This window comes from Sporosarcina sp. FSL K6-3457 (assembly GCF_038007285.1).
GTDB lineage: Bacteria > Bacillota > Bacilli > Bacillales_A > Planococcaceae > Sporosarcina.
In genome coordinates, this window is the sequence record NZ_JBBOWX010000001.1 from 1,324,193 (window position 1) to 1,337,182 (window position 12,990).

Annotated in this window: 9 protein-coding genes; 8 read left to right on the forward strand and 1 reads right to left on the reverse strand. The window is 39.8% G+C overall.

Going from position 1 to position 12,990, the window contains the following annotated elements; translation table 11 throughout:
* Positions 1-18: 18 nt before the first annotated feature.
* From N1I80_RS06480 to nhaC, 4 genes are all read left to right on the forward strand, one after another.
* The gene (locus N1I80_RS06480; RefSeq protein ID WP_340737083.1) at positions 19-1,506 is read left to right on the forward strand and encodes a cbb3-type cytochrome c oxidase subunit I; all 1,488 of its coding nucleotides are present in this window, start codon (positions 19-21) and stop codon (positions 1,504-1,506) included.
* 36 nt (positions 1,507-1,542) lie between these two features.
* Positions 1,543-2,100: a hypothetical protein gene (locus tag N1I80_RS06485; protein WP_340737084.1), complete on the forward strand. Its 558-nt coding sequence runs from the start codon at positions 1,543-1,545 to the stop codon at positions 2,098-2,100.
* Between the two features lie 195 nt (positions 2,101-2,295).
* Positions 2,296-3,978 carry a methyl-accepting chemotaxis protein gene (locus tag N1I80_RS06490; RefSeq protein ID WP_340737085.1) on the forward strand — a complete coding sequence of 561 codons (1,683 nt, stop codon included), beginning with the start codon at positions 2,296-2,298 and terminating at the stop codon, positions 3,976-3,978.
* A gap of 225 nt (positions 3,979-4,203) precedes the next feature.
* On the forward strand, positions 4,204-5,646 hold the full coding sequence (gene nhaC / locus N1I80_RS06495; protein WP_340737086.1) for a Na+/H+ antiporter NhaC: 1,443 nt from the start codon (positions 4,204-4,206) through the stop codon (positions 5,644-5,646).
* 51 nt (positions 5,647-5,697) lie between these two features.
* On the opposite strand, the gene N1I80_RS06500 is transcribed toward nhaC, so the two are convergent.
* Positions 5,698-6,945, reverse strand: a complete 1,248-nt coding sequence (locus tag N1I80_RS06500) for a transcriptional regulator (RefSeq protein ID WP_340737087.1) — start codon at positions 6,943-6,945, stop codon at positions 5,698-5,700.
* Between the two features lie 146 nt (positions 6,946-7,091).
* On the opposite strand from N1I80_RS06500, the gene N1I80_RS06505 reads away from it, so the two are divergent.
* The 4 genes from N1I80_RS06505 to N1I80_RS06520 all read left to right on the forward strand — a co-directional run bounded on the left by N1I80_RS06505 (position 7,092) and on the right by N1I80_RS06520 (position 12,740).
* Positions 7,092-8,204: a mandelate racemase/muconate lactonizing enzyme family protein gene (locus N1I80_RS06505; RefSeq protein ID WP_340737088.1), complete on the forward strand. Its 1,113-nt coding sequence runs from the start codon at positions 7,092-7,094 to the stop codon at positions 8,202-8,204.
* A complete protein-coding gene (locus N1I80_RS06510) occupies positions 8,201-8,926 on the forward strand; it encodes a GNAT family N-acetyltransferase (protein ID WP_340737089.1) in 726 nt (241 codons plus the stop codon). Before N1I80_RS06505 ends, N1I80_RS06510 begins: the two co-directional genes overlap by 4 nt.
* A 170-nt stretch (positions 8,927-9,096) precedes the next feature.
* Entirely contained in the window at positions 9,097-10,785 is a 1,689-nt protein-coding gene (locus tag N1I80_RS06515) for a methyl-accepting chemotaxis protein (RefSeq protein ID WP_340737090.1), read from the forward strand.
* Positions 10,786-10,985: 200 nt separating this feature from the next.
* Complete coding sequence (locus N1I80_RS06520) at positions 10,986-12,740, forward strand: GGDEF domain-containing protein (RefSeq protein ID WP_340737091.1); 1,755 nt, start codon at positions 10,986-10,988, stop codon at positions 12,738-12,740.
* Positions 12,741-12,990: the final 250 nt, after the last annotated feature.

Sequence of the window (12,990 nt, forward strand, 5' to 3'; positions counted from 1 at the left end):
AAAGGGAGTGGACAAGGAATGTCGATTACTAGTAAATATATGCCATTAAAATCGAGAGACGATAAAGTTGTGACGCAAATGATTATCTCGGGTGTTGTTGTCATTGTAGGGATGATTTTTGGGGTCTTAATGTTGGCATCGCAAGGTGGACTTATTGAACTTTCCGCAGCATCTTTTTATCAATTTTTAACGATACATGGTACGGCCATGATTGGTTCAGCAGCGCTTGCGACATCTGCAATTATGTGGTATTTTCTCAGTCACTATGTAGAATTATCCAAGAAAATATTCAATCTGAACCTCGTGTTATTTTTAACAGGTGTTGTCATGACGATCATCGGGATATTTTCATTTGAATATGCCAGTGCATGGACATTCTTGTATCCGCTTCCAGCACTATCAGCAGGTGCTTGGGGTACCGCGGGAGCCTTGCTTTATCTAGGGGGAATGCTTGTTTTAGGCGTTGGTTTCCTGTTGCTTTATATTGATACAGGCCGGGCAATTATTAAAAAGTACGGTAGCCTTGGCAAGGGGCTTGGTTGGGATGTCATTTCCGGAAAAAAAGCTGAAAAAGACGCGCCACCTGTAACAGTTGTAGCGAGTACAATGGTAACAATCGTTAATATTTCAGCGCTAACTGCTGGGGCGACTGTACTCATTGTCAACATGATTAGTGTTGTCAATCCTGCTTTTACATTTAACCCGTTGCTGGCGAAAAACTTAACGTATGCATTCGGACATATTTTCGCTAATGCTACGATTTATATGGCTGTTATTGCAGTCTATGAAATTTTAGCTCGCTATACAGGTCGACCTTGGAAGGCCAATAAACCATTTTTAATCGCTTGGACAATGTCAACACTCTTTACAATGATTGTCTATCCTCACCATCTTCTTATGGATAGTGCGATGCCGAAATGGATTTTAATCCTTGGGCAAATTTTATCGTACGCAAATGGTTTACCTGTTTTAATTATTACAGCTTATGGTGCATTGATGATTGTCTATAAATCAGGTATTAAGTGGGATATGGGATCATCGTTAATTTTTCTATCGATGTTCGGGTGGACGGCTGGTGTCGTTCCAGCTCTTGTTGACTCAGCGATTGTCGTTAACCATGTCATGCATAATACGAAATGGGTACCTGGGCATTTCCATATGTATATGGGACTGGGCGTGATTGCGATGATGTTTGGCTTTATGTATTTCCTGGCGAAAAATGATAGCCAACTGAAAACGAATGGATTGGATAAGTTTGCATTTGTCCTCTATGCGTTGTCGATGTTTGGCGTCTGTGTGTCATTCCTTGTTTCGGGTGCGATAAGTACGCCAAGACGCTTTGCGACACATTTTCCAGAATGGATGGGACCTGCGCAGGTAGGAGCAGTCACAGGTGTATTTGTGGTCATTGGTATTTTGGTATTCGTTCTTCATTTTGTTCGTTATATTTTCGGAAGAAATAAAACATCGGTCAGCAGCCCGACACAGCAAACAGAAGTTAGCTAAGTGTGAAATTAAAGAAATGAAGTGGGGCATAAAGTGATGAAACAAACAATCATTGGTATTGTTTTGTATATACTGTTATGGGTTCCCCCCGTTATTTCTCTAATGGAATCCATTATGATTTCGCATATGCTTGTGCAAATCCCTTTATTGTTGATGGTGGGGTGGTTTGTTGGTCAATATATAATCGGAAAATATTCTTCCTTCTTTACGAAATGGAATGGTAATGGCATACCAGGTATTTTAGTTGTCGTCTTCATTACGATGTATTGGATGTTGCCAAGGGCAATGGATGAAGCGTTAGGGATTTGGTATGTTGAGTTGTTTAAATTCGTTGGGCTCCCTCTTGCCGGCCTGTTCCTTCGAGATAGTTGGAGGAAGCTACAAATTATCGGGCAAAGCTTTATCTTTTTAAATTATATATCGATGTTTGGCTTAATGGGTTGGTTATACGTGGACTCACCGATTCAACTATGTAATAACTATTTGGCATTGGAGCAAAAAATACTAGGATGGGGTTTTTTGTTCATTACAGCAGGTATGATTATTTATATTGTTCAATTAGCATTTACAGACCAATCAGAAAAGCTGCATTAATTTTATAGATACCCCTTTCATACATATTATTTGTATGAGAGGGGTATTTTAGTTTACTACAATATTAATTAGGGTATATAGTAAAAAAAGGTGCTAATTATGGGAGGAATGTTTACTGTTATATTACTAAAATAATTTTTTCACAAACAGTTCTACATACTTTATATTGGAAAGAAGAGAACGGGGGATTTTGAAATGAAGTTATTCGGGAAAATGTTATTTGCGTTTGGTGTCGTAATTATTGTATTTGTAGCACTGGGCTTGTTCAATTTATTTCAAGCCAATCAATTGAACAAAAATAGTGAAACGATGTATACCGATGGAATAATACCTTCTACATATCTTATTGAAATGGCTAAATATTCCGAGAATACAAGAGTCCAGATGGTAACGAGTCTAGCATTCGAGGATACAAAAACGTTGGATGGTACGGCAAATAACTTAGAAGAAATGAAAACATGGATTCAGAAATACGAAAGCATTGGGTTGGGGCCGGTAGAAAAAGAAGTTTTTACAAACTTTAAGGATAGTTGGGCGATTTTTGATGAGCGAGTGAATAAAAATATCCAGTTGATGAAAAAAGGTCAATGGGGAGATGCTGAACAAGGAATCAAAGAAGGGAGAGGTATGTTCGAAGAAGCTATGCATTATTTTGAGGAATTAGTGGCGCTAAACGTAGAATTGACAGAGGCTATTAAAGTAGAAAGTCAGCAAGTGTACACGAAAACTCTTCTTTGGAGTATTATTTTGATTGTAGTCAGTATTATCATCGCTATCCTCATTACTTTCTTTTTCAGCAAATCGATTATTCGACGATTAACAACTGTTGTTAATCGGATGAGAGAATTTGAAGATGGTGATTTGCGTAGTGAGCCGCTTGTTAGCACTGGGCATGATGAAATTACAACACTTTCGATTGGGTTAAATAATATGCACAAGACACTTCGTGAAGTTGTAGATGGTGCCCAAAATTCTGGTGAGCAAGTGTCAGCTAGTTCTGAGGAATTATCTGCTAGTGCCGAGCAAAGCATGGCAGCAGCTGAATCAGTCGCCAACCTCTCACAGCAATCAGCAGATGGTGCAGAAGATCAGCTACGCAGTGTCAATGAAATATCCATTTCTATTGAAGAGATGATGTCGAGCATGCAAGATATTGCCAAAAGCAGTGAACAGATGAATGTTCAATCGCAAGGCGCATTTGATAAAACACAAGTTGGGGCAACCGCAGTTATGTCAGTAAACAGCCAAATGCTTTCCATCGCCGACGCTGTAAAATTAACGGCAGATTCAGTGCATAACTTAGATGGAAAATCAAAAGAAATTGGCAATATTGTGCAGATGATCACGGATATTGCTGACCAAACTAATTTGCTAGCGTTGAATGCGGCTATTGAAGCAGCACGTGCAGGAGAAGCGGGTAAGGGGTTTGCAGTTGTAGCAGATGAAGTTCGAAAACTAGCAGAAGAATCGCGTGTTTCAGCAGAACAAATTTATAGTATGGTCAATGATATTCAACATGAAATTCAACAGGTAACTATTTCTATGCAGCAGGGAACAGATCGGGTTCAAGACGGGCTTGTTAAAACTGAAGAGGTCAGTCAGCTATTTGGAGAAATTGAAAAGATGGTTGGACAAGTGACAGGAAATGCAACAGAAGTAAACCGTTCTGTAGAGGTAATATCGTCCATTAGTCAAGCGATTTCTAGTGCTGCAGTTAATGTACATGGAGTTGCTGAATCTAGTGTATTGGCGTCACAGGAAAACAGTGCAGCCTCAGAGGAGCAACTGGCGACGATGGAAGAGATTTCAGCAGCTAGTGAATCTCTTGCACATCTAGCAGAGGATTTGCAAAGAATTATTCAGCAGTTTAAGTTGTAAATCGTTAAAAGACTACAAAACGTCTGCATATCTAAGTCTCTTAAACGAGCTAGGATAGGTAGACGTTTATTTGTTTGTTGCTGATAGTGAATATTAAATCTGAAAACGCTTACAGAAAAAGTGGAAATGATATTGACTTTGAATGTACAAACGTATACTATGCTAATAACGACTATATAGCGACATTTTATAATATTATTTCTATTCAGACTTGGGGGAATATAAATGGAACAGCAACAGGAGAAGAAAATCGGCTTTTGGATGGCTTTACTACCATTAATCGTGATGATCATAGTCATGATCTATACGATTGTAATATTAGAGCAAGGTCCACATATCCCATTGATCATCGGGACATCGGCAGCAGCATTTGTAGCATGGAGAGCTGGTTATACATGGAAAGAAATTGAGGAAATGATGTACAAGGGGATTCGGTTGGCGCTACCAGCAGTCGTTATTATTATTTTAGTAGGGCTGACAATCGGTGCATGGATGGGCGGCGGGATTGTTGCGACGATGATTTACTATGGTTTGCAAATTATTACACCAGCTTGGTTCCTAGTAACGATTTGTATCATTTGTGCGATTGTTTCGTTAGCAATTGGTAGTTCATGGTCAACAATGGGAACGATTGGTGTTGCGGGAATGGGTATTGGCTTGAGTATGGGTATTCCAGCAGGCATGATTGCAGGAGCAATTATTTCTGGTGCTTACTTTGGCGACAAAATGTCACCGCTTTCAGATACAACGAATTTGGCGGCAGGATTGACAGGGACGGATTTATTTGATCATATTAAGCATATGCTTTACACAACGATTCCAGGGTTAACGATAGCGCTTGTGGTCTATGGTTATTTAGGAAATAAATTTGCAACAAATAAAATAGAAGCGATTGAAATCGCACAAACAGCAGCAGTATTACAGGACAGCTTTCTCATTACACCATGGTTATTGCTTGTACCACTTGCTGTTATTGTGATGGTTGCGTTAAAGGTACCTGCAATTCCTGCTTTGATTGTTGGGATTGTGCTTGGGTTCTTGTCACAAATCCTCATACAAGGCGGTTCGCTAGTCGGTGGACTTGAAGCACTACAGAGCGGATTTACGATTGCAACTGGCAACGAAATGGTCGATAAGTTATTTAACGGCGGCGGGTTGGATTCGATGATGTATACTGTGTCGATGACAATTGTTGCGATGACATTTGGGGGAATCTTAGAGTTTTCAGGGATGCTAAAAGCAATGATGAATCAGTTGTTAAAGGTAGTAAAATCGACAGGATCCTTGATTGCTTCAACGATTGCAGCTTGTTTCATGACGAATGCTACATGTTCGGAACAGTACATTTCAATTGTAGTACCCTCACGGATGTTTAGTAAAGCGTACAAGGATATGGGATTGCATTCGAAGAATTTATCGCGTTCATTAGAAGATGGTGGAACACTGACGTCTGTTTTCATCCCGTGGAATACATGTGGTGTGTTCATTTTAGGAACACTAGGTGTGGGGGTTGTTGAATACGGACCCTATGCAATTTTGAACTTGGTTATTCCATTTATTTCAATTTTGTATGCGGTTACAGGATTTACGATTGTCAAGCTGACTGAAGAGGAAAAGATGGCAAATGCTAAAGAGGATCTAAAGAATGAAGAACTTAGTGTAGGGTGATGCAAATAAGAAAGGAAAGTTCACGACAGATACGTGAACTTCCCTTCTTTGTTAAAAAATGGGAAAGTTGAATTCGTAAAGTGCCCGTGGGCGACCTTGTCGGTAGGTCATTTCTTCACCGACGATTGTTATGTAATTAAACTCCACCATCTTTTTGAGTGTGCGTTCGGCAGTTCTCCGTGTAACATTCAAATGTAGCGCTAAGTCAGTTGCAGTAAATTGTTTAGCATGACGGGATTGACTAAATAATAATAATTTTGAAATGTTTGCGGGACTTAACTTTGTTTTGTCGGCCATTTCTACGAGTACAGGTTCGTTGATTTTCATCGCGATAGCTGTGTTGGATTGCGGAAATGGGCCATGCAGTTTTTTGTTAGCATCTAGCATATAAAATGATTGGCTATCACTTTCATGAATGAGATTAAGTGCAAAGCGTGCATTTTCAGTGGCATCGACAATTGTTTCACCACAGCCAAAGGCTAATTTAGCTTTAGTGGCGAATGTTTGGAACAGTGACAAGAATTCATTGTTTCTTAATGAAAATTCGATATTACCCATCGTTGTATATAATGTATAGCCTTCATGCTGTTCATTCCATTGTGCCTTCATAAGGGCTGCCATTTTTTCGACGGATGTTTCAAGGTCTTTGGAGTGGGGTATTCCTTTGATGAGACCGACGGCGATTTGGGCAGCCTTACTTTTTTGTAAAATGGCTTGCTGTTTTGCGGTTTCAATTGTACGTAAAATAGAGCTTTCAGGATCAATCATCTTATACGCAGGAATCTGCTGCTGTTGAAGCTGCTCGTAAACAGCATGGACACTCGTGATCGCCATATCAGTTTTTCCTTGAATGGATAGTAGCTTGTGATAGGCGACGATATCTTGAAGATTGTCACCATCATCTAGCGCATGAATGAACGGTAATTCGAGTGCTTGGTTCAAATCTTTTAAGACATTTTCAATGAGTGATTTTTCACGTACATCAATGGAAATACGATTTAAGTCTACTTGTTCTTTTGCGGATATGTGAAGTAAAGTAATCGCGATAGCCGTTTCGTCTTGCTTTAAGTAAAGGACTGGAATCGTAAAGTCTATGAGTCGGTCCTGTGCGTAAAAGTAGGGCAGCGAGCCAGAGAATAGGATGGCATCACAAGGTTTGAGTGTTTGTAGTAAACTTGGAGCCGCCTTGGGTTCATCATAACGATACGAATGAAGTTCGATATCTTGTCGATCGGCAACGAGTTGTTCTGTACGCTGGCAAAAATCATGTGAGCCGATGACGGCAATTTTAACTTTCATAATATAGAGTCTCCTTATTGTTTGAGGCATAAGCCGGATTGGCTGACGCATTTAGTCAGGCGCCTTGTACTTTTTTATATAGCGACTATTTAGCGACAATGATATAATAAATAAAAACAATTTGCCAATAGAAAGGTTTGAAAAGAATGAAGATTACTGAAATTGAAATTTATGCAATTCATTTACCGCTCTATGAACCATTTGTTATTAGCTATGCAACCTACGATTATATGCCTTCGATTATCGTCAAACTAACGACGGATACAGGTCATGTCGGCTACGGGGAAAGTGTAGCGGATGATCATGTTACAGGTGAGAGCTGGGCAGGGACGTTTGCTGTGTTGAAAAATACACTAGCGCCTAAGCTTATTGGAGAAAATCCGAAAAATATGGAGCGCATTCATGAATTGATGGATTCAGAAATTTACGGTGTTCCCACTGCAAAAGCCGCACTTGATATTGCGTGCTACGACGTAGTAGGCAAAGCATTGGGTATCCCGGTTTATGATTTGCTTGGTGGAAGATATCACGAGGAATTCCCAATTACGCATGTGTTAAGTATTGGCTCTCCGGAAAAGATGGCGAATGAGGCGGAAGAGCGAGTAACTGCTGGCTATCGCTCATTAAAAATGAAAGTCGGTACGCAAGTTGCGGAAGACGTGAAAAGGATTGAGGCAGTTCGTGCACGTGTCGGAGAGGATATAGCGATTCGTGTGGATGTCAACCAAGGCTGGAAAAATAGTGCCAATACTTTGCAAGGGCTTCAAAAGCTTGAACATTGCTCGCTAGACTGGTTGGAGCAGCCTGTGATGGCGGATGATATCGATGGCATGGTAGAAGTGAAATCGAAATCATCGACGCCAATGATGATTGACGAAGGACTGCGCGGTGTGCGTGATATGCGAGAAATCATTGCCAAAAGAGCAGCCGACAAAGTGAATATTAAGTTGATGAAGTGCGGTGGCATATATCCGGCAACGAAGCTTGCACATATGGCAGAGATGGCTGGTATTGAGTGTCAAGTAGGTTCGATGGTTGAATCATCTATCGGTTCGGCAGCAGGATTCCATGTGTCATTTTCGAAAAAAGTCATTACGAGTGTGGAATTAACGGGGCCACTGAAGTTCAGTAAAGATGTTGGGAATTTACACTATGATGTACCGTTCATTCGCTTGACTGACAAACCTGGATTAGGAATAGATATTGACGAACAAGTGCTACAAGAACTAACGGTGTTTTCAGAGAAGGTCATCGGATGAATGAACGACAGTTAGTGTTGAAAAATGGTGAAAAAATAGACGTTATCCAACTAACGGGGGGCCATCTCGATGAAATTCTAGCTCTACAACAGAAAGTCATTGAATCGCTGACAACGGGTGCTTTTTTACAGCCATTGATGCCAGAAGAATTCCTTACGATTTTGCACGGCAAAGGAATGATGATTGGTGCTTATTATAAGGACCGACTAATTGCATTTCGCGCGATGTTTGAACCAGAAGCTGATGAGGAAGAGCATTTAGGTATTGATGCGGGCGTGCCGGTGGCTGAGTTGTCTACGGTCATTTATTCGGAAATATCGAATGTGGATCCTCATTTTCGGGGAAATAATTTGCAAGTATTACTAGGGGAAATTTTGATGCAAGAAATTGATACAGAAAAGTTTCACTATGTGTGTACAACCGTTGCTCCGTTTAATATCGCTAGCTTGAAGGACAAATTTGCACATGGAATGAAAATTGTTGCTCTCAAAGTGAAGTATGGTGATTTACTAAGATATATTTTAGTGAAAAATTTACTACAGACCTTGCAAGAAAAGGCTATAGATAGTTGTGAAATTCCAATGGCCGATACTGCACAACAACAACGCTATCTTGAAGATGGCTGGCAAGGAACGGCGATAAAACAAGTGGATAACCAGTGGGTCGTTCGCTATGAAAAAATAATGTTATTTTCAGAATATAATCCTACTCCGAGAACATAAGTGGAGTAGGATTATTTTATTATCAAATTAATCAGTTAGAGACATAACTAACAATGTGGTTAGGCGATAATACCTATGGTTAAAATTATTGATTTAAGAAGATGTGACTATGACAGATTATGAATTTAAGTTATACTGATAGATGGAATTAATTTGTAGGAGGAAAAGGAATGAAGTTTACAGTAGGTCGAAAATTATGGAGTGGATTTTTATCGCTTCTTATTTTAATGGTTATTATTGGTGGGGTAGGTTTTGGGTCATTGTCCAAAACAAATAATGATTTTAATGATTTGATGAATGAGCAAGTATCGAAAACAATTGTATTTGAGAAAATAGGGTCACTTCAAAATAAGCTTTCGGGTGATATTCGGAGTTTTTTATTGTTTAGACAAGAGTCATTTTTGAAAAGTCGGACGGAAACAATTACAGAGCTTGACCGTCAGTCGGGAATACTAGAACAAATGAAATGGTCTAATGACGAACGCGTATTGCTTGATGAATTAAAAGAATCACGAGCGAGTTATATACAAACCACAGATTTAGCCATCAGTGAGTTCGGGGCTGGTCAAGAAGAAAGAGCTTTGAATATTGCGAGTGACGCGACTTTCTTTGAAACGGAAATCATGGAGAAAATTGATGAATTGATTGTGTATCAAACAGATCAAACGTATCAAGTAAATGATGATATTCAAGAGTTAATAAAGTGGATACGTATAGTGATGGTTGGGTTACTTGTTGTTGCTCTGTATGTGAGCATTTCTGTGGCAATTATCCTTGGTCGTAGTATTGCGCGACCTGTTGGGAAAATGACAGCAGCATTGACGGAAATCGCAGCAGGAAATCTTGCGATAGAGCCTGTTATCATTCGCAATAAAGATGAGATTGGCGACATGGCAACTGCCTTTAATAGCATGACGAAAGACCTTCGGGGAATTATTTCGAATGCACATGAGTCTGCACTCCAGCTTGCAGCCCAAGCTGAAGAATTGTCGGCAAGTTCTGAGGAAAGTCTTGCAGCATCTGAAATGGTGGCACAAACGACGGAAATGAACCTAATGGGAAGTGAGTCCCAGGCGGAAATTGTTAGCAAGACGAATGTAGCTATTGGAGAAGTAGTTACGGGTATTAATCGAATTACGGATGATAATGAAGCAATGTTGTTATCATCAGAGGATGTTGCGCGTCTGGTCAAAGAGGGTGCCTCACTTATGGAGGATGTTAATGGTCAAATGACAGTGATTAGCTCCGCAATTGGGCAATCGGCAGGTATCATGAGTGGTATGGCGAATTATTCGGAGGAAATTCGGAAAGTTACGTCTTTGATTACGGATATTGCTGAACAGACAAACTTATTGGCACTGAACGCGGCGATTGAAGCAGCACGGGCTGGGGAGCATGGAAAAGGCTTCGCGGTTGTAGCGGAAGAAGTGAGACATCTTGCAGAACAGTCAAAACGTTCTGCAGGAGAAATTGGGAATATGATTGATACGATGATTGGTAGCGTTGCACAGGCTGTTACGAGCACGGAAGATGGTAATAAACGTGTAGAAGAAGGGCTTGTTGTGACAGAGCGAACGCGCGATGTTTTCAGTCGCATCGAACAGGCAGCTAGCGATGTCAGTGGTAAAGTAACAACTGTTTCTGTTGCCATTGACCAGATTCGTACAATGACGGACGAAGTGTCAGCAGGATCTGTGAAAGTGCAGGAACTAGCTGCTGAATCAGCAGAAGCTGCTCAGTCAACAAGTGCGGCGACAGAGCAACAGTTGGCTGCTAACCAGGAGATTTCGTCCAGCGCACAATTGCTAGCGGAGCTTTCGGAAAAACTGCAAAGTGATATGGGACGATTTAAAGTGTAATGCTTAAATGAAAAAGACATCCTTTAGCCCTGAAATTCAGAGGGCGAAGGGTGTCTTTTTTATTATAAAAAATTCATTATTCAGGTGAAAAGATATAGAAATTTACGAATTATTTACATGAACATTACCTGTTCGTCATATAGCTCTTGCATCTATCCGGTAAAATGAATGTAATGAATTATCGAATGGAGAGAGTCTTTTTGATCAAATTGCAGGAAAATCATTTACCAACATTACTTTTTAGTATTCTACGAAATAAAGATATTCAAACAGTTTTCCAACCGATTCTATCTCTGGAGCACGGAACGGTGCTTGGATATGAGGCATTAAGTCGAGGACCAGCAAATACTCCCTTACAAAATCCTGAAAAATTATTTACATATGCAATGGAAAATAATCAGCTTTGGGAATTGGAATCCCTTTGTCGCACTAAGGCATTAGAAAGTGCACACGGTCTTCAGATTAAGGAAAAGCTGTTTTTAAACGTGAATCCTAATATTATGAACGACACAAAATTTAGACAAGGATTTACAAAAGACTATTTAGGACGATTTAACATGGATGCTGAAAAAATCGTTTTCGAAATTACCGAGAAAGAGGCAATTGTAAATTTAACGCACTTTAAGCAAACCGTCAGTCATTATAAAGAGCAGAAGTATCAAATTGCGATTGATGATGTGGGATCAGGTTATTCTGGTTTGAATATTTTAACAGATATCCATCCTCATTTTATGAAGTTGGATATGAAGTTAATTCGCAATATTGATGTTGATAGAACAAAGCAGTCATTAGTAAAAAGCTTATGTGAATTTGCTGCACATTCTCAAATCCAAATCATTGCTGAAGGGATTGAAACAAAGGAGGAATTGGCAAAACTCATTGAATTAGGCGTTCGTTTTGGACAAGGCTACTATATTCAAAAGCCGAATTCGAGCCTATTACCGATAAGGGAAGAGGTCATTGCATTGATTGTTGATGAAAATAAGCGTAAGCAAAGGCAATCGTTTAACAGAGTAACGGATACATTTGTTAAAAATATGTCCACTGCTTTACAAACGCTAGATAGTAATGTACTAATTGCTGAAGTGAAATCATTGATGGATCAAGATCAATTGGTACCGGGATTTTGCGTCATACAGCATGATCGTGTAGTAGGCGTGATTACGCGTAACCAATTGCATTTGAAAATTAGTGGTCCCTACGGTTATAGTTTGTATAGCAAAAATTCAATAGCTGAAATTATGGAAGAGGACTTTTTGGAAGTCGATATTAATACGCCGATTCATAAGGTAGCGAAATTAGCGATGTTAAGAGATCCAGGACAACTGTATGATTTTATTACGGTGACGGAAAATGGCAAGTATTTCGGGATTGTTACGGTGAAGGAATTATTGGAGAAGACGATGGAAATTGAAGTTAATTTTGCGAAGCATATGAATCCACTGACAGAATTACCTGGAAATAATTTGATAGAGCAGCAGTTGCAGCGCTGTTTGGAGACGGACGAGGGATATGGTGCCCTCTACTTGGATTTAGACAATTTCAAGCCTTATAATGATGTTTACGGTTTTGAACAAGGTGACCAAGTACTTATACATCTTGCGGACCTGTTGAAGGGTATTGTCTCTCGGGATGATTTTATTGGTCATATTGGCGGAGATGATTTTATTGTCATCGCATCGTCTGAACAAAGTGTTTTGTATTGTCAGCAAATCATCGAACAGTTTGATGCTTCTATTCAACAATTTTATACGGAGCAGGACATCGAGAATGGTTGGATTATTTCAAAGAATAGACATGGCAAAGAGGAGTCGTTTCCAATATTAACGATTTCCATCGCGGGAATCATGAATCATCATTTCCAGTCGACAGCTGATTTAGCAAAAAAAGTGAGTGAAGTGAAGAAGCAGTGTAAGCAGTTGGTTGGTAGTAATTACTTGTTTCTAGAAAATTAACTTATTTCGTAACTACTTAGGTCCATGAATCGTATCGAAAAACTCTATCTGGGTATTTATTTAGTAGAGTTGAACTAAAAAGAGCTACTTACAACGCTCGGCGCTTGGGGATGCCTCCCGCAATGAGCCAGACAGCAAACCGCTGTCAGTCTCATTACTTCGGCGACCCCAGTAGCCGCCTTCGCTGGAGATTATAAGGAATCATTAGTTCAACGTAAAAAAGCTGATTGCCTTTGTGCATTCAGCTTTT